The organism is Streptomyces tauricus (assembly GCF_014650955.1).
In the GTDB taxonomy this organism is placed as follows: domain Bacteria; phylum Actinomycetota; class Actinomycetes; order Streptomycetales; family Streptomycetaceae; genus Streptomyces; species Streptomyces tauricus.
The window spans coordinates 125,237-145,447 of sequence record NZ_BMVY01000002.1; the positions used below are offsets into that span (position 1 = coordinate 125,237).

Genomic DNA, 20,211 nt, shown 5'->3' on the forward strand with positions numbered 1-20,211 from the left:
TCAAACGCCGGAGGGGCTGAGATGTCGCCGGACGGGCGTACATCTTTCAGCCCGTCCGGCGTTTGAGGACAACGGGGGTGAGGGGGCGCAGCCCCCGTGCGGGACGGGAACGGGAAGGGGTGGCGGGGGCGGAACCACTGGGCCTAGGTCAGAACTGCAGGCCCCACGCGTTCACATACCCCGTGTCGAGCGACGCGTTGTCGCTCACCCGCAACGTCCACGTCCCGTTCGCCACCTCCCCCGAAGCGTTCACCGTGTACGTAGTACTGATGTTGTCCGTGGACCCACCCACCCCGTACGCCTTCAGCGTGAACGCCGTCCCGTCCGGAGCCACCAACTGCACCTGCAGATCCCCGATGTACGTGTGCACGATGTTCACCGGAACACTCAACGCCGCAGGCGCGTTACCACTGACCCCGCTCACCGTGACGGGCGAGTTCACGGTGGAGTTGTCGGCGATCGCGTAGTCCGCCGTGTTCTCGAAGTACGACCCGGGCGGCGGCGTACCCCCGCCACCGACCCGCAGCAGCCGGTTCGGCGACCCGGTGCCGGGCCCGGTGACGACCCCGGTCGTGGCCGCGGCGACCAGCGCGCTCTGCACGGCGGCCGGCGCGGCGGTGGGGTTGTCCGCCAGGTAGAGCGCGGCGGCCCCGGCGACATGCGGTGTCGCCATCGACGTACCGGAGATGGTGTTGGTCGCGCTGTCGCCCGTGCCCCAGGCGGAGGTGATGGACGAGCCGGGCGCGAAGAGGTCGAGGACGGCGCCGTAGTTGGAGTACGAGGCCCTGGCGTCGGTGCTGGTGGTGGCGCCGACCGTGATGGCCTCGGTGACGCGGGCGGGCGAGCGGGTCGAGGCGTTGGTGCTCTCGTTGCCGGCCGCGACGGCGTAGGTGACGCCGGAGGCTATGGAGTTGCGTACGGCGGTGTCGATCGCGGTGTCTACGGTGCCACCGAGGCTCATGTTGGCGACGGCCGGCTTGACGGCGTTGGACGTCACCCAGTCGATGCCCGCGACGACCTGGGCGGTGGTTCCGGAGCCGGAGTTGTTGAGCACCCGTACGCCGACGATCCTCGCCTTCTTGGCGACGCCGTACGCCGTGCCGCCGACCGTGCCGGCGACGTGCGTGCCGTGGCCGTGGCCGTCCTGGGCGGTGTTGTCGTTGTCGACGGCGTCGTAGCCGTAGGAGGCCCGGCCGCCGAAGTCGGTGTGGGTGATGCGGACGCCGGTGTCGATGATGTAGGCGGTGACGCCCTCGCCCGCGGTGTCGTCGTAGGTGTAGCTCTGGTTCAGCGGCAGGGCCGCCTGGTCGATGCGGTCCAGGCCCCAGGAGGGCGGGTTGGGCTGGGTCGCCTCGATCGACAGGACGCGGTTCTGGACGACGGAGGCGACGGCCGGGTCGGCGGCGAACCTCCTGGCCTCGGCCGCGCTCGCCTCGACGGCGTACCCGTTCAGCGCCTTCTTGTACGTACGCTCGACGGTGGCGCCGTACGCCTCGGCCAGGGCCCTGCCCTCGGCCGAACCGGCCTTCGCGGCGTCCGCGTGGAGCGTCACGATGTAGCTGTCCGCGACGGCGCCGGGCGCGCCCGCGTACTGGATGGGGCCTTCGGGTCCGGCGGCCTGGGCCGGGGCCGCGGAGACGAGGCCGCCTACGAGGGCCGCCGAGCCGATACCGAGGGCGATACCGGCGAATCTTCCACCGGCAAGTCTTCGCCGGGCATGACGCATCACTGCCATCTGAGGGATCCTCCTCAATCGGTGGTGCGCTGATGGTGCACTGGTGGTGCGCTAGTGGTGCGCTGACAGAGCGATGGTGAGTGGGGTGCGGTCGTGCGCTCACAAGGTGGTGCGGGTCGCACGGGCGCGCCGGAGGCAGGTTCACTCCGGCTCGTTCGGCACGCCGAACCATGCGCTCAGCCAGAAAGAGTGCGGCTCCCACAGGAAATGCACAAGAGCCCTGCGCCGACGCAACGAGGCTGACATATGCCCGTCATGACGCTCCGTCACCAAGTGGTGCATCTAACCTGCGGGGATGACTCCCTTGCCGGATTGTTTCTGCCCGGTGGACGGCACGCGCGTCCCCACGGACTCCCTCGCGTGGTGCTGCCCGGTCTGCCGCGGCCCGCTCGACCTGGACTTCGCCCCGACGCCCGCGAGCCTCAAGTCCCTCACGGGCCGGGTGAATTCACTCTGGCGTTACACGGAGTGCCTGCCGCTGCCGGCCCCCTCGGTGTCGCTGGGCGAGGGCCGCACCCCGCTGGTCACGCTCCGGGAGGGCATCACGGCCAAACTGGACTTCCTGATGCCGACGCTCTCCTTCAAGGACCGCGGGGCCGTCATGCTCGCCGAACTGGCCCTGCGGCTGCGGCCCCGGCGGGTCGTCGCGGACAGCAGCGGCAACGCGGGCACGGCCGTCGCCGCGTACTGCGCCCGGGCCCGGCTGTCGTGCACGGTGTACGTCCCCGAGGGCACGTCCGCCAAGAAACTGGAGCAGATCGCGGCGCACGGAGCCCGGCTCGAGGTGGTCCCGGGCGACCGTCAGGCGACCGCGTGGGCGGCCCGGAAGGCGGCGGACGAGGAGGGCACGTTCTACGCCTCGCACGTCTTCAACCCGTACTTCCTGCACGGTACGAAGACGTACGTCCACGAGGTGTGGGAGGAACTCGGCGGACGACTCCCCGAGGTGCTGGTCGTGCCCGTCGGGAACGGCACGCTCCTGCTCGGCGCGGCCCTCGCCGTCGCCGAACTGCACGCGGCGGGCCTGATCGACCGCAGACCCGCGCTGTACGCGGTCCAGTCCGCCGCCGTCGCCCCGCTGGCCCGTGCCTGGCACGACGGGGCGGACGACCTGGTCGGGGTCACCCCGGCGGCCCCCACGTTCGCCGAGGGCATCGCGATCCCCCACCCGCCGAGGGCCCGCCAGATCCTGCGGGCGGTCCGCGAGTCGGGCGGCACGTTCCTCACCGTGACGGAGGACCAGATCCGCCACGCCCAGACCGACCTGGCCTCCCAGGGCCTGTACGTGGAATCAACGGGCGTCGCCTGCTGGGCAGCGGTAAGAGAAAACACCCTGGGCCCCCGCACAGCAGTAATCCCCCTATGCGGAGCAGGCCAAAAATCCGGCCCAGCAACCCCACTTTAGGGACGGGGGGAACATTTCAGGGGCGCGGGGAACGGCGCAATCCTTCAGGGGCGCGGGGAACGGCGCAATCTTTTAGCTTTTCGCCTTCAGGGGCGCGGGGAACGGCGCAGTCTTTTAGGGGGCGCGGGGAACTGCGCAATCCCTAAGGCGCGCCAGAAACGCCACCCCCCGCCAAAGCCAACCGCTCCTGCTCCTCCTCCACGATCCGCCGAGCAACCGCCCCGTCCGAAACATCAACCGCATCAGGCGAAGCCTCAGCAACATCACTACGCCGAGCATACGCATCGAAAAGCCGCGCCTTGCTCTCAAGAATCCGCAACAACCGGTCGTCCACGCTGTCCGTCGCAAGCAACCGGTGCACCTGAACCGACCGCACCTGCCCCATCCGATGCGCCCGCGCGACAGCCTGATGCTCCAGCGTCGGCTTGACCTGCGGTTCGCACAGGATCACCACGGACGCGGCCTGCAAGTTCAGCCCGATCCCACCCGCCTCGATCTGGCAGAGCAGCACCGCGTGCCCGGCCGCGTCCGCGAACTCGTCGACGAGCTGCTGCCGGCGCACCGCGGGCACACCCCCGGCCAGCGGCCCCAGCACGACCCCGGCGTCTCCCAGCGCCCGCTGCACGGTGGCGAGCACGTCACGGAAGTACGAGAAGACGACCACCTTCAACTCGTTCGCGGCCGCCTCGGTCACCAGCTCACGCAACCGCTGAAGCTTCGCCGACTTCTCCGCGTGCACGTACGCCGCTCTGCGCATCGCCATGAAGTTCCCCGCGGCGACCGCCTCCCGGTAGGCGTCCTCGTCGGCCGCGCTGAACTCCTCCCACTCGTCGACCTGGACGAGCGCGGGCAGTTCGGTCAGCACGTCCTGCTGGTTGCGCCGCAGATAGGCGGGGGCGACGGACCTGCGAAACGTGTGCGGCCCGGCGACGGCGTCGCTCCCCTGGATCTTCGGTACGAGATCGGGCTGGAGATAGCGGACGAGCGTACGGAACTCCTCGACACGGTTCTCCATGGGCGTGCCCGTGAGGAACAGGACCCGCTCGCAGCGGTTCGTCCAGCGCGCGACCGCACGGGAGCGGCGGGCCTCGGGGTTCTTGACGTAGTGGGCCTCGTCCACGACGAGCGCGGCGGGCGCGTCCAGGGGGTGCTGCTCGGCCTTCTTCGGGTCGGGCAGGGTGTGCAGCACGTCGAAGGTGGTGACGGCGACCCCACCGCGTTCGCGCCACTCGGCGTACGCGTCGAGCCGGTCGGGGCCGTGCACGGGCACCGCGCGCAGGGTGCTGCGGGAGCCGATCTCCCGCGTCCAGTTGATCAGTACGCTCGCCGGGCACACCACCAGGAAGTGCCGGTGTCCGTCGGCGGCGAGGTGCGCGAGGACCGCGATGGCCTGGATCGTCTTGCCGAGCCCCATCTCGTCACCGAGGACCACCCGCCGCTGGGCCAGCGCGAACCGCGCGCCGAAGGACTGGTAGCCGCGCAACGACACCCGCCGGTGGGTGTCGTCGAGCCCTTGCGCGTGCACCCGGTCGGCGACCTCCGCCGGCAGGAAGCCCTCGGACGCCTCGACGTCGGGCGCGCTGCCGGCGATCTCGGCGAGCTGGCTGTAGTACTCCGCGGACCGCAGCTCGAAGTCCACCCACGCCTCGGCGTCGGAGGACGACTCCCGCAGCAGGTCGGTGGAGGCCTGGGTGAGCAGCATCGGTACGCCCTTGGAGACGGCGTCGGCGACGAGGGACCGCAGCTCACCCGCCGCCGCGAGCGCGCTCTCCCGCCCGGCCCTGCCCAGGAGGGCCATCCGCAGCCGTCCGCCGGCCGGCCGCGCCGCCGGAAGGAGCGCCGCGAGCTGTCGCTGCACTCCCTGGGCAGCGTCCACGGCCCGCCGCAGGTCGGGCCCCGCCTCGACGATCCGCCGCAGCGCGATGACGAGGGCGGTGGTCCGCGGCTCCGGGTGGTCGATGTCGATCCGTACGGACACGGTCTCTTCCAGCGCGCGGGCGATCTGCCGGGCGGCGGCGAGCGCCTGGTCGGCGGTCTGCGCCCCCACTCCCGGAATCTGCCGCAGCTCGTACCTGCTCGCCTCGAACACCGGGCGTACGCTGCCGAATCCGGCGCTCTCCAGGGCTCCGAGCCGCAGCCGCCCCTCGGTGACGTCCTTCAGCCGGGAGACGGGGATGCCCTCCAGCTCCTGGGCGACCAGCTCGGCGAGCAGCGGGGCGAGGGCGGCCCGTACCTGGTCCAGGGCCCGGGCGTGGTCGGCGAGCACGTTCCGTGCGAGGCCGCCAAGACGCTCGCCCCGCGCGACGACCTCACGCGCCTTGCGCCCCACCGCCACGGGGCCGCCCGCAGCCCTCTCGCCCTCCGCCATGACGCCCCTCTTACCCCGCCATACCCCGCAGACCCCGATCGAGCGGTCATCCTTGCACGGGGGTACGACAACCGGGCCGGGCCGGAGCGTGCACCGCGCGGGCCGGCCGTGCGCGCCGTCAGTCCCGGCCGGAGTCCTCCAGGAGCCGCCCGCACTGTGCCGCGAGTCCCGCCATGCCGTAGGCCCGTGCGCTGCGCAGCGCCTCCTGCAGCAGGCTCCGCGCCTGGGCCTCGTTGCCGGGACCGCCGGCACCGCGCAGCGCACGGGCCTGGGCCAGCCGGAGCCGGGCGAGTTCCGGCTGGGACGAACGGGCCGGTACGGCGGCCTGCCGGAAGTGGCCGAGGGCGGTCTCCGGCTCTCCCGCGGCCAGCGCCAGCAGACCGCGGGCCCGCGCGGTCGAGCCGACCAGCACGGTGGGCCAGCCGGCGAGCGCGATCTCCTGTCCGTCGTGCGGCGCCAGCCGCTCGCGCAGCCCCGGGACGAGCTCCCTCAGCCGGTCCTCGTATCCCCCCTGGATGTCCAGGGCCGCGCAGGCCTCGGCGAGTACGACGAGGGTGGGCACCGCCCAGCCGGAGGGCGGGAAGCGGCTGAAGTCGACGGTGTCGGCGGCGAAGCCCATCAGCAGGTCCGCCGCCTCGGCGTGCTGCCCCGTCTCGCAGAGGGCGAGCGCGAGACCGGCTCGCCAGATGGGGAAGTAGGCGTGCCGTTCGACGTCCTCGGCCAGGTCCGAGGTGAACAGCTCCGCCATCCGGCCCTGTTCGCGCAGCAGCCAGAAGGCCTGGCCCAGGCGGGTCTGGCGCAGGGCGTCGGCGGGCACCGCGAGATCGGCGTGCAGTCCTTCGATGTACTTCGGCGACTCGCCGAGGATCCAGTCCGCCGCCGCGTCGAACCTGCCGTGCCACAGGTCGAGCAGCGCGTCCAGGGTGTGCCGCTGCCAGGTGGCGAGGACGCTGCGGGTGTCGGCGGCGTACTTGCGGTACTGGCTCGCGGTGGCCAGGGCGCTGTAGACCCTGCCGGTACGCAGCTGGTCGATGACGAGGGCCATGAGCGCCTCGCCGTGGAAGTAGGGGGAGTCGAGCCGGACGGCGGCGTCGTGCAGTTTCTGCGACAGCGCCAGGGCTTCGGCCGCCGGTGCGAAGTCGTAGCGCGCCCAGCGGCATTCGGTGAGCACTTCACAGCGCACTTCGTCGTCCCGGACGTCCCGGACGTCCCGGAGGTTTCTTCCGCCCCTGCCGTCCCGGCCGTCCTGAAGGCCCCGGATGCCTCTGCCGCCTCTGCCGTCTCTGCCGTCTCTGCCGTCCGCCGGTAATCGGCTCAGTGTGTCGGCGGCGAGTCCGGCGCCTTCCTCCGGGCCCACCCGGCCGGCCGCGGTGTCCTCGCTGACCGCCATGGACACCTTCTTCGCCAGGTGGGCGGTGAGGCGCAGCCGCAGGCCCACGGCCTCGGCCCCGCCGTCGCCCTGTAACTCGGCCAGGCTGTTCCTGAGCAGATGCAGCAGTTCGTGGTCGACCTGCCCGGGGTCCGACCAGCGACGGGCCATCCGGATCACGGCCTCGGCCTGTGCCCGGGGATCCCCCGCGGCGCCGTGGAGCGCGGCCCGGTAGAGACGGTCGGCCTCCCGCATGTCACCGGTGGAGTGGCTCAGGTCGCCGCGTCTGAGCAGCCGGTCGAACTCCTGGTGCCGCTGGGCACCGGCCCGGAGCGCGTGGCTCCCGGCGGGTCCGGCCGCCCGTCTGCCGGACCCGGTCCTGACCGGCCTCGGTAAGGAGTCGAGGCTCGGCGGAGCCAGCGCCGTCAACACCCCCTTGGCGTCCAGCACCTGGTCACACAGCTGTGCCAGCTCCACGGACGCCCGTCGCTGACCGGTCTCGACCCGGCTCAGGAAGCTGCGGCTGCAGTGCACCTTGTGGGCCAGTTCACTGAGCGACAGTCCTGCTGCGACGCGGCGGCGGCGCAGCTCGGCACCCAAGGCGTTGTCCTCGATCGTCATCCCCCCAACAGCCCGCTGCCCGCCCCCTGTTGCCAAAAACGCGCTGGCAACAGCGGACCACTCCACATCGCCGTGGATATGAACGAATCTGTCCGTGCGGAGCTTATCGGGAGCAAGGGCTTGGTCACCGGCAGACAGGAGCACTGCCGGCCACCGGCCGCACCAGGGTGCCCGCACAGGTGTCGCCCGCCCGGGCGGGTGGCACGAGTCCGTCGCCGACGAGCGCTCTTTGGGGGAAGAGGCTCGTCGGCGACGCTCTGCCGTCACCCACGGACTGCCGCACCCCTGAGCTGTCGTCACCCACGGACTCTCGTTCACCCCGGACTGTCGTCACCCCCGGGCGTCGCGGGGCCGGCGGAACGCGAAGGCCGCCGCCACTCCGCCCAGCAGCCCGAAGAGGTGTCCCTGCCAGCTGACCCCGGTCGCCGTCGGCAGGACGCCCCACAGGATCGAGCCGTACACCGCCCCGACGAGGAGTCCCACGACCACGTCGCCTATTCGGCGGTCCACGAAGCCCCGTACCAGCAGATAGCCGAAGAGGCCGAACACGACGCCGGACGCGCCCGCGGTCAGGGAGTGGGCGGGCGCGGTGAGCCACACGCCCAGGCCGCTGACGAGGATCGTCAGGGTGACGACGGCGAGGAAGCGGCGGATGCCGGACAGCGCGGTGAGGAAGCCGAGGACGAGCAGCGGCAGGCTGTTCGCCGCGAGATGGCCGAAGCCGAAGTGCAGGAACGCGGCGGGCACGATGTCACGCAGCTCACCGAACTCGCGCGGACTGATCCCGAACGTGTCCAGCGCATGGCCGCTCACCGCGTCGATGCCTTCGAGCACCCACAGCAGGGCGACCCAGCCGCCGGTCAGCAGGGCAGCGCTCCTGGCCCGCTCACCGCGCGACATCGGCGCGGGAAGGCTCACACCCTGCCGTTCGTACGCCATGGAAGCCTCCTGCCGGTCCCTGTGTACCGCTCAACGCACGGCGGGCCGGGCCCGGTTCCCACGGCGGGGCGGGAAAAGGCGCGTGCGCCGGCCGCGCGGGGCTGTCCCCCGTCCGAGCTACGCGCAGGTGTCCACCGGACGGTGACGATTCCCGGCCGCCGGATCCCTAGCTTTCTGCACAGCCCGCGGCGCTCCGGCCGCGGAACTTGCGTAGGAGTTCTCATGAGGTTCGTCGGGCAACTCGTGGCCGTCGCGGCGGTCGCCTTCCTCGGTGGTCAGGCAATCACCGCGGCGGAGGGCAGACCGTGGCTCCAGCTGCTCGTCGGCGTACCGACGGCCGTGCTCGCGGTTCTCGTCTACCGGTGGGTGGTGGGGCGGACCGAGCGGCGGCCGGTCACCGAACTGGCCCTGGAGGAAGCCCCCGCCGCGCTGGGCCGCGGCACCCTCATCGGCGTCGCCCTGTTCGGGGCCGTCATCGTCAACCTCTTCACCTCCGGGCACTACAAGGCCGACGGCATCGACTCGGTGACGGGCGCGGTGGGGCTGCTCGGCTTCATGGCCGCCGCCGCGGTGACGGAGGAACTGATCTTCCGTGGCGTCCTGTTCCGTATCGCCGAGGAGCGCATCGGCACCTGGATCGCGCTGGTGCTGACCGGCACGCTGTTCGGCCTGTCGCATCTGCTCAACCCGCACGCGACTCCGTGGGGCGCCGCCGCCATCGCCGTCGAGGCGGGCGGCATGCTCACCGCCGCGTACGTCGCCACCCGCTCGCTGTGGCTGCCCATCGGCCTGCACTTCGGCTGGAACTTCGCCGCGTCCGGCATCTTCAGTACCGAGGTCTCGGGCAACGACACCCCGCCGGGACTGCTGGACTCCTCGATGTCGGGCCCCTCACTGCTCACCGGCGGCGACTTCGGCCCGGAGGGAAGTGTGTACTCGGTGCTGTTCTGCGTGCTGGCGACGGTCGCGTTCATGTGGCTGGCCCACCGCCGCGGCCATGTGGTGCCGCGGAGCGGGCGCGCCGACGCCACCGCTACACTCCCCCGATGATCGGGATGGTCAGTCTGCGGCGGGCCCGTGACCGGTGGCCCGCCCTCGTCCGGCGGCGGACCCCGCAGTGGTGGCGCCGCGCCGATGTCACCGTCCGCGACCTTCCGCTCGGGCTGCTGTTCCTCGCCGTCTCGTTCCTGCCGGACGCCCACGGCACCCAGATCGGCGGCCTGCCGACCCGCCCCTTCGACGCCTTCGCCCTCCTGGTGGTCGCTCTCCAGTGCCTCCCGCTCGCCGTGCGCCGCCGGTGGCCGGCCGTCTGTCTCGCCCTGGTGTCGGTGGGGTTCGCCGTCGACCAGCTCCGTGGCTACCACTCGTTCGCGGGCACCGCGCTGCCGGTCGCGCTGCTGAGCGTGGGAGCCCACCTGGCACGGCATCGGCGTACGGCCGCGCTCGTCTTCTCCGTGGCGTACGTGCCCCTGGCGGTCGCGTTCGCCCGGATCGAGCCGGGTGAGCCGCCGACCGAGCTCGTGACGTTCTATCTGGCGATGGTCCTGGCATGGGGCCTCGGAGCGTGGCTGCGCTCGACCCGGGTCGCGGACGCCGAGCACCGGCTCCGGATCGCCGAGGACACCCGGACCGCCGAACGGACCCGTATCGCCCGGGAGTTGCACGACGTCGTGACCCATCATGTGACGGCGATGGTCGTGCAGGCCGAGGCGGCCCGCTATCTCACCGCCTCGCCCGAACGCCTCGACCGGTCCCTGACCGCCGTCACGGACACGGGCCGGCGGGCCATCGCCGATCTGCGGCACCTGCTCGACCTGCTCAACCCCGACCACGGCACAGGACACGGCACCGACCGGCGGACCGGTGAGGCCACCGGCCGGGCCACCGAACCGCGGACACCGTCCGGCGGCGGGCTGCGCACGCTCGTGGAACAGATGCGGCTGGCCGGACAGCCGGTGGAGTTCACCGAGGAGGGCACCCCCGCGGAGTCGACCGGCAGCGCCGAAGTCGTGGTCTACCGGGTCGTGCAGGAGGCCCTCACCAACGCCCTCAAATACGCTCACGGCAGCCGGACCTCGGTTCGGGTACGGCACGCCGAAAGGGAGATCACCGTGGAGGTCAGTACGGACGGTTCCGGCTCGGGGGCGGGTTCCCCGGGCGGGAGCGGGCGGGGCCTCGCCGGTCTCCGCGAGCGGGTCGACGTCCTGGGCGGCGAGTTCAGCGCGGGCCGGCGGACGGCCGGCGGCTTCGTCGTCCGGGCGCGCATACCCGCCGGGAGCCCTTCGTGACCGCACCCGTGACCTCACCCGGCACCTCACCGATCCGGGTCCTGGTCTGCGACGACCAGGTGCTGGTCCGCACCGGGCTCGTGACGATCATCGACGCCCAGCCCGACCTGGAGGTGGCGGGCGAGTGCGGGGACGGGCAGGCCGCGGTCGACCTCGCCGCCCGGGTGCGCCCGGACGTCGTGGTGATGGACGTACGCATGCCGGTGCTCGACGGCATCGAGGCCACCCGCCTGCTGGCCGGCGCCGGGGTGCCGCATCCCGTCAAGGTGCTCGTGGTGACCACGTTCAACCTCGACGAGTACGTGTACGAGGCGCTGCGCGCGGGGGCGAGCGGGTTTCTGCTCAAGGACGCGCCCCCGGCCCAACTCCTGCACGGGATCAGGACCGTGGGCGCGGGCGCGGCCCTGCTGGACCCGGAGGTGACCCGCCGTCTCGTGGGCCGTTACGCCGCCCGCATCCGCCCCGCCGACAGCGGCGCCCCGCAGGACATCCCGCTCACACCACGCGAGTTGGAGGTCCTGCGTCTCATCGCGGACGGCTTCTCCAACAGCGAGATCGCCGCGACCCTCGTGATCAGCCCGGAGACGGTCAAGACCTTCGTCTCCCGCATCCTCGCGAAGCTCAACCTGCGCGACCGGGTCCAGGCGGTGGTGTACGCGTACCGCCAGGGACTGGTGACCTGACGCGGCCCCCGCCGAGCGAGGAGCGCCCGCGGACTTCCGCGGGCGCTCCTCGCTCGGCGGGGGCCGGTCGCCCCGGCCCTCCCGGGTCAGGACGCGGAGGCCGTCCCCGCGGACCGGAACTGCTGCCGGGTGTAGAGGCGCCCCCGGCGCTTGGCCAGGCGCAGGAACACGACCGTGGGGACCGCGCAGACGAGGATGGCGAAGATGCTGGCCTCCGGGCCGAAGCCGCCGCCGGTGATCGCCTCGGGTCCCGACAGCACGCCGTGGAGCAGGCCGGTGGGCTGGTCCTCGTTGCCGGAGACCGTGACGCCGAAGATGCCGCTCAGCGCGAAGTTCCAGCCGAAGTGCAGGCCGATCGGCATCCACAGGGTGCGGGTGGCCGCGTAGACGGCGCTGAGCATCAGGCCTGCCTCGACGGCGATGGCCAGCGCGCCCCACACGGTGGCACCGGAGTTGACCAGGTGCAGGCCGCCGAACAGCACGCCCGAGACCACCATCGCGCCCCGCGTACCGGTGAGTTCCTCGACGAGGCGGAAGATGATGCCGCGGAAGAGGAGTTCCTCGACGACCGCGACCCCGGCCATCATCCCGAGGACGGTCAGGGCCCCGCCGACGGACACCCCGCCCTCGGTGCCGTAGCCGCCGAACAGGGCGATCAGCGCGAGCGTCACGACGAAGAGCCCGAGGCCGTTGGCGACGCCGACGCGCAGGCCGGACCAGGCGGTGGTGGTGTCCAGCTCGGTCGCCGGGCGCTGTTCGAGGAACCGTACCGCCGCCGCGTAGACCGTCAGGGCGAGCGCCGCGGCCACCGCGCCGAGCAGCAGGGACAGCACCGGGTTCTCGCCCGCCACGCTCCGCATCCCCGCGGCGAGGCCCGTCACCAGGACGAACAGCACCACCATCACCGCCAGCCGCACCCCGGCCGGCCATACCCGGCGCGTCGGCTCGAAGGGTGACTGCGAGAACTGGTGCTTGCCCCACCGCACCGCCTGCGTGTTCCAGAGCGACATGAGATCTCTCCTCGTTGACCGGCGGCCCGGCCGCCCCTGCATCGAGAGGAACGCTATGAGGAGGGGGTGTTCCGGAACGTCCCGCCGGGGTGGGCATTGCTTGTCGCTCGCGTGGGGGACAACGGGGCCCGGATCAGAACTGGTTCTCCCCGCCGTCGACGTAGAGGTTGGCGCCGAGGATGAAGCCGCTCCGCTCGGAGGCGAGGAAGGCGACGGCGTCGGCGACCTCGTCCGCGCGCCCGATCCGGCCGAGCGGAACGGCCGCGGCGAACTGCGCCTTGGTGACGGGCATGCCCGCCGCCGACGCGTCCGGCGAGGCGACCACGGCGTCGAGCCCAGGGGTGTCGATCGTGCCCGGGGAGATCGCGTTGACCCGGATACCGCGGTCCTTGAGCTCGTTGGCCCAGGTCCGGGCGAAGGACCGGATCGCCGCCTTGGAGGCCGCGTACGCGCCGAACGCGGCGACACCGTCATCGGCGCGCACCGAGGAGTTGAGGATGACCGAGGCGCCGTCGTTGAGCAGCGGGAGCGCCTTCTGCACCGTGAACACCGTTCCCCGGACGTTGACTTGGAAGATCCGGTCGATGTGCTCCTCGGTGATCTGCTCCAGCGTCGCGAACGACGCGGTGCCGGCGTTGGCGAAGACCACGTCCAGGCCCCGGCCCCGGGCGCGGACCGCGTCGTAGAGCCGGTCCAGGTCGGCCAGGTCGGAGATGTCACCCGTCACCGCGGTGGCCCTCTCCGGGCCGATGGCCTCGACGGCCGCGTCCAGCTCGGTCCTGCGCCGGCCGGTGATGAACACGTGCGCGCCCTCGGCCGCCAGCCGCGTGGCGGCGGCCAGACCGATCCCGGTGCCGCCGCCGGTGACGACGGCGGTCTTGCCTTCGAGCTGTCCAACGAGCTGCCCCATGCGAACTACCTCCACAAACATAAGTATCGATCGGTACTGAATGACTACCGAGGGGACCGTAACACATCTGCACCGATCAGTACGGAAAGGTAGGGTGGAGCACATGGAGACGCGACAGAAGGCACCGATCGGCCGGCCGAGGGGCTTCGACACCGACGAGGCCCTTGAGCGCGCGATGCGGGTCTTCTGGGAGCAGGGCTACGAGGGCGCCAGCCTCACCGACCTGACCAGCGCCATGGGCATCACCCGTACGAGCATGTACGCGGCCTTCGGCAACAAGGAGGACCTGTTCCGCAAGGCCCTGGAGCGCTACACCGAGGGGCCCGCCTCGTACGGCGTCCGGGCCACGCGGGAGCCGACCGCGCGGCAGGTGGCCACCGCGTTCCTCGGCGGTTCCGTCCGGGCGAGCACCCAGCCCGGCTGCCCCGCAGGCTGCCTCGGCGTCCAGGGCGCCCTCGCCGCGGGCGATCCGGGACGCAACGCCCGCGACGCCCTCGTCACCTGGCGCAACGAGGGCATCGCCCTCCTCCACGACCGCTTCCGGCGGGCCGTCGACGAAGGCGACCTGTCGTCGGACCTCGATCCGGGCCTGCTCGCCCGCTACCTCATGACCGTCGCGAACGGCATCGCCGTCCAGGCGGCCGGCGGCGCCACCCGCGAGGACCTCCAACTGGTCGCGGACATGGCGCTGAGCGGCTGGCCGTCGCCCTGACGCGACCAACGCGGGCCGTCCCCGCGGGCCGTCCCGTGCCGCTCGGGTGGACGGGCGAGGGCGGTGGCCGCTGCTACTGCTTCGACGGTGGCGGCGGCGGCTCGACGGTGGCGTGCCAGTCGAACACCCGGTAGCGCAGCGCTGCCGCGGTGTCCGACGGGCGTGAGTCCCTGACGCCCTCGCAGACCGCGTCCAGCAGCGCGCTCAGCGCGGCGGGCTCCGACCGGCGATGGCGTGCGGCACCGGCCAGCGGGCTCAGGTCCAGTTCGCGGTCGCCGACCAGCAGCAGCACACTCTCGGGACGCGCGCCCTCGGCCGGAACATCCTCGGGCCACCAGATCTCCACCGGTCCGGACCGCCACACGAACTCGTCGTTCTGTCCGTCGGCCCGTTCCATGGGGATGCCGCTGGGCTGGTCGTGGGTCACCAGGGAGGTACGGCCGCTCAGTCCCACGCCCAGCAGCCAGACGTACGGCTGCGTGCGGGCGCGGCCGGCGGCGAAGACCCGGTACCGGTCCCCCACGCGCAGCCCGTCCCCCTTGCGGAACTCCCGGAAGTCATGGCTGCCCGGCCTGGTCTCCACCTCCAGCCGGGCCCGGAGGTCCCCCGAGGGGAAGCCCTCCGGCCCCGGGTCCGTAAGTCCGCGCAGGCGCTCACCGCGGGCGATCGTCTCCAGCAGACCGACGACCCGCCGGGCGGCGGCCGGCACCTCCGCCGGGCCGGGCGTCTCCTCCGCGCGGCGGTGGAGCCACCCCGCGCTGTCGGCCACTTCGAGCTGTCCCCGCCGGATCCGGACCAGGCTCCGGGCCCCGTCGTCGGTCTCCGTCAGCCGGGGCGACGACGCCAGCCGCCCGCGGAGGGCGTCGGCCAGGGGACCGCCCACCTCGATACGTACGCGGTGCCTCGTGTGGACCAGCACCGGAAGCGCGTACGAGCCCGGTGGCAGCGGGGCCACCGGCACGCCCGGCGGCGGGTCCAGCAGGGCGTCCGCCGCGTCGACGGCCGTCACCCGCGCCTCCGCCTCGGTCCCGGGACGCGTTCCGTCGGCCGGGAGGACCAGCCGTACGCGATCCAGGCGCTCCAGCCCGAACAACGCGCCTCCGACCATGCGCAACGCGTCGCCGTGCACCCGCAGCGGCAGTCGCTCGGGCTGCGCGGGCACGTCGGTCGAGAAGGGCAGTCGGCCGGACGGGCCGCCCGCGTCGGGGTGTTGCAGCGTCTCCGACTGGCGGACCCGGTCGCGGATCCGGGCGATCAGCACGGACCAGGGCACGGGTTGTGCGCGGAAGTCCTCCAACGTCCGCGCCAGCGCGGCCGTGAACAGGCCCTGCCGCTCGTCCTCGTAGGCGACGCCCAGTCTCTGGCACGCGACCAGCCGCACCACGTCCGGATCGGGCAGGCGTGGTGCGGTGGCGAGCCCCACCGACCGCTCCACACCCGCCTCGACGGGGACCTGGCTCCTCACCGACCTGATCCGCCTGCTGCCCGGGGCACGAACCATGCCGCCGGAGTGGCAGCAGTCCAGGACGCAGGTGACGTTGGGGGTGATCGCCGTCAAAGACCGCAGTACGGCGGTGAGTTCCTCGGCCAGATAGCCGCGGAAGTCGGTCGCGGTCCCGGCCTCGTGGTCGCTGGGTACCAGATACTGCAGGTGAGCGGGCCTGCCGGGGTGGAGTTCCCGCAGGGCCGGGGGCAGCGGGAGGAGCGAGCCGTGGCCCGCGTAGTAGACGACGACCGCGTCGCCCTTCCCCGTCTCCGCGACCAGTCTCCTGAAGGCGTCCTTCATACCGTCGTAGCCCGTCTCCGCGGCCTCCCGGCAGACCCGCAGATCCGTGAAACCGCGGTCGGCCAGCAGCCGTTCCATGACGTTCACGTCCTCGGCCACGCCGGTCAGGTCGTAGGTCTGGGCTCCGATCAGCAGGGCACGCCTCACCATGTCGGTCTCCTCACCTCGGTGTTGCGGGTTGCGGGTTTCGGATGGCGGGTTGTGGGGTGCCGCTCCTCAGACGCCCACGTGGATGAAGGGCGCCCAGTGGAACGGATGGTGCGGGTCGGTCACGGCAGCGGCGGGGCGGGGGCCGCTGTCCCGGGCCCGCACCCGCCGGCCGGTGGGCTCGGCCGGCCCGTCGACGCCCTCAACGCCCTCAACACCCTCGGTGGGCTGGGCGAGTTGGGCGAGTTGGGCGTACTCCTCCGCCCGCTCCTCCGGGGAAGCCGCGTGGACCTCACGCTGGGCGCGGGCCAGCGCGGCGCCCACCGTCACGCGGTCCGCCGACGTCAGGTGCCGGTACATCCGCGTGATCACCAGACAGCCCGTCACGTCGTCGACCGGCCAGAGCGACACCACCGCGTGCCGGGCCCCGCTGATGACGGCCGTACGGGTCAGCCCGAGCACCTCACCACCGGCGGTCGCGGTGCCCCGGCCCGTCTCGCAGGCGGACAGCACGAGGAGGTCGGGAGTGAGATCCGGGCTGAGCAGGTCGTCCACGCCGAGGTGGTCCCGACCGGCGAGCGCCAGTCGGCTGAGGTACGGAGTCAGCTCCTGGATGTCGCCGTGGGTGGCCAGATGCAGTACGGAGCGGCCCGCGGCCTGTGCCAGGACGCTCGCCCGGTCGGCGTCGAGGCCGGTGAGTACCCGGGACCGGGGAAGCAGCCGTTCGACGGCGGCGACCTCCGCCAGGGTGCCGGGCAGATACGCCAGGCGACGCTCGGGAGCGGTGGCCGGCGCGCCGACCAGCAGGGCCGTCGCCCCGCGCCAGTCGGGCTCCGGCGGGCGGCGGCCGGGCCGGGTGAGCAGGGACACCGCGGGCAGGTAGGAGACGTCGTGGGTCAGACCGAGAACCGTACTTCCCACGGGCAGGGCGTGGAACGGCACCAGTGAGAGCGAGGCGGGAGGGACGACCACGACGTTCCGGCAGCGGGACAGGAGCGGCGCACAGAAACCGAACAGGGCCTCGGAGAGCATCCGGCCGTGCTCCGTCGCGTCGGCGCCGGACGCGCACGCGGCGTGGAACCGGCGCGCCGTCGCCACAAGCCCGTCCGCCGACCGCCGACGACGATCGGCGAGCAGCCCGTCGCGGGTCAACGCCCAGCCGACCAGGTCCTGGTCGTGGAGGTGGTACTGGAGGAGCACGGTGTCGGGGGGCAGCGCGCGTGCCAGGGCGGTGGCGTCGGGCACCACGCCGGGCCCGCGCGGGGCGGTGAGGGCGCCGGGCTCGCGCGGGGCGGTGAGCGCGTCGGGTCCGCGCGGGGCAGTGAGCGCCGCGGGTCCGCGCGGGGCGGTCAGGGCACCGGGCGCGCGCAGGGCGGTGAGGGCGCCGGGCGCGATCCGGCGTACCTCGGCCGTGGCGGCGGCGAGAGCCTGTTCGGCCTCGGTGAGGCCGCGCTCTGTCGCCCGCTCGTCGGCCACACCCGTGCGCTCCGCGGGTGGCCGTCCGGCCGGTGGTGCCCCGCCCCCGCCGCGCAGAGCGGCCGCCGCCTCCTCGAACCGCGCGGCCCACCGGGCTTCCGCCTGGAGCCAGCCTCGTACCGCTCGTTGCGCGGCGGCCCGTCCGGCGGCGGTGTCGAGGGCGTGCACGGTGTCGAGGAAACCGGACCGGGCACGCTCCGCCGTGGCGAACGTCGAGGCCTTCGCCCCGGGCAGCTCCCACTGGGCGAGCAGGGCCGTGTGATAGGCGCGGGCCACCACCGGATCGTCGGCCGACGCCGCCCGCAGGGTGTCCCGTCCCATCCTGGACCGGTGTTCCTCGTAGACGGAGACCGCTTCCAGAGCCCGCTCGGCGGCCCTCCGCGGGTCGCCGAGGGCGAGCAGCGCCTCCGCCGCGATCGCGGGCCTGTCCCAGGGCTTCTCCGGTTCGACGCCGTCCTCCCCGATGCGCCGTTCCGCCTCGGCGGCCCGCTCGGGCTGCCCCAGCCGCAACCGGAGCGCCGCCGACTGCACCGCCGTGAGCGCGCCGCGTGCCTCCAGCCTGTCGGCCTCGTCCCGTGCCTCCCGCGCACGGCCCAGTTCCAGCAGGAGCGCACAGCGCGCGACGGAGGACGGCACGCCGTGCTCGACGAGTGCCTGCGCCTCCCGGGCGGTCCGTTCGGCCGCTGCCGACAGACCGGCCGACCTGTGCCGGCGCAGCCGGTGCAGTTTCTCCACGACATGGGTGGAGTCCAGTCCGGCCCGCAGCCCGTCCAGGGTGTCGCACAGCGCCCGCGCCACGGCCGTGGGTCCGCCGCCCTGCCCACCGAGCAGGCGCTCGCCGAGACCGATCACCCGCACGAGCCGAGGCCGTGCGGCCGCGACGAGGTCCGGGTCGCACAGCCCCACGGCCTCGTTGAGGAAGAGTTCGGCCGCGACCGCCGTGGAGAGCCAGGCATTGACGGTCGGAACCGACATCCCACCCCGAACGGCGTCGACCCGGCCGCCCCGCCCGTCGACCGCCTCCCGTTGGTCCACGACCTCCCGGTACCGGTCCTCCAACTGCCGTTCCCGGGCGCGCAGGGAGATGTCGGCGAGCACGAGCGAGGCCAGCCGGTGACGGACCTCGTGATACGCCCCCACCGGGCTCGTCCGCGGAGCGGTCGTGGGGTGAACGGTGCGGGGCACGGACCTTTCTGCGGCGGCCGGCGGGACAGGCTCGGCAGCCACCGGCAGGACTGGTTCGGCTGCCGTCGGCGCGACCGGCTCCACGGCCGCCGCCGGAGCCGACTCGGTAGCCGCCGACGGGACCGGCTCCACAGCCGTCGCCGGAATCGGCTCCATGAGTCGCTGTGCCAGGTCGGCCGCCTCCCCGGCGCGGGCGAGATGACTCTCTCGGGTCCAGTCGGCGGCCCGTGCGGCAACGAGGTGTGCCATGCCCCGCAGCCAGGATCCGCTGCCCACGGTCGCCGCCCAACGGCGGACCTCCGCCACGTCGCCGACGGGCACAGGCCTGCCGTCCTCCACGGCGTCCAGCAGGCGGTGGACCTTGAGCAACACCACACCCGCCCGGTCACCGGCGGCCGCGGCCAGGGTGAGCGCCCGTTCGACGCATGCGGCGCGGTCGTCCGGTTTCCGGCGCAGCCGGGCCACATGGGCCAGCCGCAGCACGGCCGCGGCCCGTCCCCGGTCCGCGCCGGCCTCTCCGAACAGCGCGTCCGCGTCCGCGAAGTGCCGTGCGGCGCGGTCGAGTGTCCTGGGCCCCGCCGGGAGGGGCAGCCGGCGTTCCGAGGCACCGGGCGTCCCGAGTTCCGCGTCACCCGCCAGCAGCGACGCCATCGCGGCGAAGGCCGGGTCGCCGGGCACGAGCCGCAGCGCCGCCTGGCGTGACGCCTCGCCCCGGCGCCGGTCCCCCGCCCGGGCCCGTACGTCTGCCGCGACGAGCAGGTGGTACGCGACCGGGCCCGCGAGGCCGCCCTCGGCGATCTCCCGCGGCATCTCGTCGAACCACCGGACGGCCTCGCCGATCTCCTCCGCTCCCCCGACCGCCGCGAGCACGTCGGGCGGCTGGGCGTCGAGGATCTCCCCGTTCCCCAGGACCGCACGGGCGACGAGCAGGTCGGGGAGGTACCGGGCGGCGAGAAAGGCGGCGAGCCGCAGCCCGGGGTCCCTGGCGAGGACGGTCAGCCGGCCATGCGTCCCGTCCAGGGCCTTCAGCAGGGCCGACTCGTCCTGGGCCGGCAGAGCCCAGCCGACCGTCCCTCCAGGACTCCAGTTGACGTCCATGACGGTGGCCGCGGTCCGCAGGGTACGGGTCACCAGGTCGTCGTACGTCTTCTCGGGTTCGGGATCGTCCAGGACGGCCAGGGCCCGTTTGGGCTCACCGCCGGCGAGGGCGGCCCCCGCCGTCAGCCAGCCGCGCACGGGCTCGGCCCAGAGCCCGGGACTGACGGCAACGGGATCGACGCCCCGCAGGTCGGTCATCAGGAGACGCACGAGCAGCCGGATACCGTCCGCCGTGTGCCGGGCGTCGCGCGTCACTTGAACTTCCTGACGAGCGGGACGAGTTCGACGGTGTCACTGGCGCCTTCGAGCAGCATGATCTCGCCGGTCTCGTAGGTACAGGAGGTACCGGCCCGCAGCAGGGTGCCTCGCGGGTAGGCGGCCTGCGCCGCACGCATCGCCGCCCCCTGCCCCCCGCCTGATCCCCGCGCACTGAGCACACCGTCCCCCCTCGCCGATGTCCGTCCTGCGTGAAGCTATCC

The 20,211-nt window shown here is 73.1% G+C and carries 14 protein-coding genes; 5 read left to right on the forward strand and 9 right to left on the reverse strand.

The window, feature by feature from the left end; translation table 11 throughout:
- Positions 1–148: 148 nt before the first annotated feature.
- A complete protein-coding gene (locus tag IE278_RS05235; protein WP_189769277.1) occupies positions 149–1,735 on the reverse strand; it encodes a S8 family peptidase in 1,587 nt (528 codons plus the stop codon).
- 295 nt (positions 1,736–2,030) lie between these two features.
- Here IE278_RS05235 and IE278_RS05240 point away from each other — a divergent pair, with 295 nt between their 5' ends.
- Positions 2,031–3,140: a threonine synthase gene (locus IE278_RS05240; protein ID WP_189769279.1), complete on the forward strand. Its 1,110-nt coding sequence runs from the start codon at positions 2,031–2,033 to the stop codon at positions 3,138–3,140.
- Between the two features lie 142 nt (positions 3,141–3,282).
- On the opposite strand, the gene IE278_RS05245 is transcribed toward IE278_RS05240, so the two are convergent.
- The 3 genes from IE278_RS05245 to IE278_RS05255 form a co-directional block, all read right to left on the reverse strand.
- Positions 3,283–5,508, reverse strand: a complete 2,226-nt coding sequence (locus tag IE278_RS05245; RefSeq protein ID WP_189769280.1) for a DEAD/DEAH box helicase — start codon at positions 5,506–5,508, stop codon at positions 3,283–3,285.
- 118 nt (positions 5,509–5,626) lie between these two features.
- Positions 5,627–7,498, reverse strand: coding sequence for a helix-turn-helix domain-containing protein (locus IE278_RS42125; protein WP_246569966.1), 1,872 nt, complete (start codon positions 7,496–7,498; stop codon positions 5,627–5,629).
- A 330-nt stretch (positions 7,499–7,828) separates the two neighbouring features.
- Positions 7,829–8,437, reverse strand: a complete 609-nt coding sequence (locus IE278_RS05255; protein ID WP_189769282.1) for a rhomboid family intramembrane serine protease — start codon at positions 8,435–8,437, stop codon at positions 7,829–7,831.
- A 222-nt stretch (positions 8,438–8,659) separates the two neighbouring features.
- Here IE278_RS05255 and IE278_RS05260 point away from each other — a divergent pair, with 222 nt between their 5' ends.
- Genes IE278_RS05260 through IE278_RS05270 form a run of 3 tightly spaced genes read left to right on the forward strand, consistent with a single transcriptional unit; the run spans position 8,660 to position 11,408 of the window.
- Positions 8,660–9,487 carry a CPBP family intramembrane glutamic endopeptidase gene (locus IE278_RS05260; RefSeq protein WP_189769284.1) on the forward strand — a complete coding sequence of 276 codons (828 nt, stop codon included), beginning with the start codon at positions 8,660–8,662 and terminating at the stop codon, positions 9,485–9,487.
- 5 nt (positions 9,488–9,492) lie between these two features.
- On the forward strand, positions 9,493–10,725 hold the full coding sequence (locus IE278_RS05265; RefSeq protein ID WP_189769821.1) for a sensor histidine kinase: 1,233 nt from the start codon (positions 9,493–9,495) through the stop codon (positions 10,723–10,725).
- On the forward strand, positions 10,722–11,408 hold the full coding sequence (locus tag IE278_RS05270; RefSeq protein ID WP_246569967.1) for a response regulator: 687 nt from the start codon (positions 10,722–10,724) through the stop codon (positions 11,406–11,408). The genes IE278_RS05265 and IE278_RS05270 overlap by 4 nt, the downstream gene beginning before the upstream one ends.
- An 86-nt stretch (positions 11,409–11,494) precedes the next feature.
- On the opposite strand, the gene IE278_RS05275 is transcribed toward IE278_RS05270, so the two are convergent.
- Together IE278_RS05275 and IE278_RS05280 are read right to left on the reverse strand one after the other, a co-directional pair.
- Positions 11,495–12,418, reverse strand: coding sequence for a CPBP family intramembrane glutamic endopeptidase (locus tag IE278_RS05275; RefSeq protein WP_189769286.1), 924 nt, complete (start codon positions 12,416–12,418; stop codon positions 11,495–11,497).
- Between the two features lie 133 nt (positions 12,419–12,551).
- Positions 12,552–13,328, reverse strand: coding sequence for an SDR family NAD(P)-dependent oxidoreductase (locus IE278_RS05280; protein ID WP_189769288.1), 777 nt, complete (start codon positions 13,326–13,328; stop codon positions 12,552–12,554).
- Positions 13,329–13,431: 103 nt separating this feature from the next.
- Between IE278_RS05280 and IE278_RS05285 the strand changes: the two genes are divergently transcribed.
- Entirely contained in the window at positions 13,432–14,040 is a 609-nt protein-coding gene (locus IE278_RS05285; protein WP_189769289.1) for a TetR/AcrR family transcriptional regulator, read from the forward strand.
- Positions 14,041–14,113: 73 nt separating this feature from the next.
- Here the strand turns inward: IE278_RS05285 and IE278_RS05290 are convergent, their stop codons facing one another.
- The 3 genes from IE278_RS05290 to IE278_RS05300 all read right to left on the reverse strand — a co-directional run bounded on the left by IE278_RS05290 (position 14,114) and on the right by IE278_RS05300 (position 20,127).
- Positions 14,114–15,976 carry a caspase family protein gene (locus tag IE278_RS05290; protein WP_189769291.1) on the reverse strand — a complete coding sequence of 621 codons (1,863 nt, stop codon included), beginning with the start codon at positions 15,974–15,976 and terminating at the stop codon, positions 14,114–14,116.
- A 66-nt stretch (positions 15,977–16,042) separates the two neighbouring features.
- Complete coding sequence (locus tag IE278_RS05295; RefSeq protein WP_189769292.1) at positions 16,043–19,987, reverse strand: CHAT domain-containing protein; 3,945 nt, start codon at positions 19,985–19,987, stop codon at positions 16,043–16,045.
- Positions 19,984–20,127: a hypothetical protein gene (locus tag IE278_RS05300; RefSeq protein ID WP_189769295.1), complete on the reverse strand. Its 144-nt coding sequence runs from the start codon at positions 20,125–20,127 to the stop codon at positions 19,984–19,986. The genes IE278_RS05295 and IE278_RS05300 overlap by 4 nt, the downstream gene beginning before the upstream one ends.
- Positions 20,128–20,211: the final 84 nt, after the last annotated feature.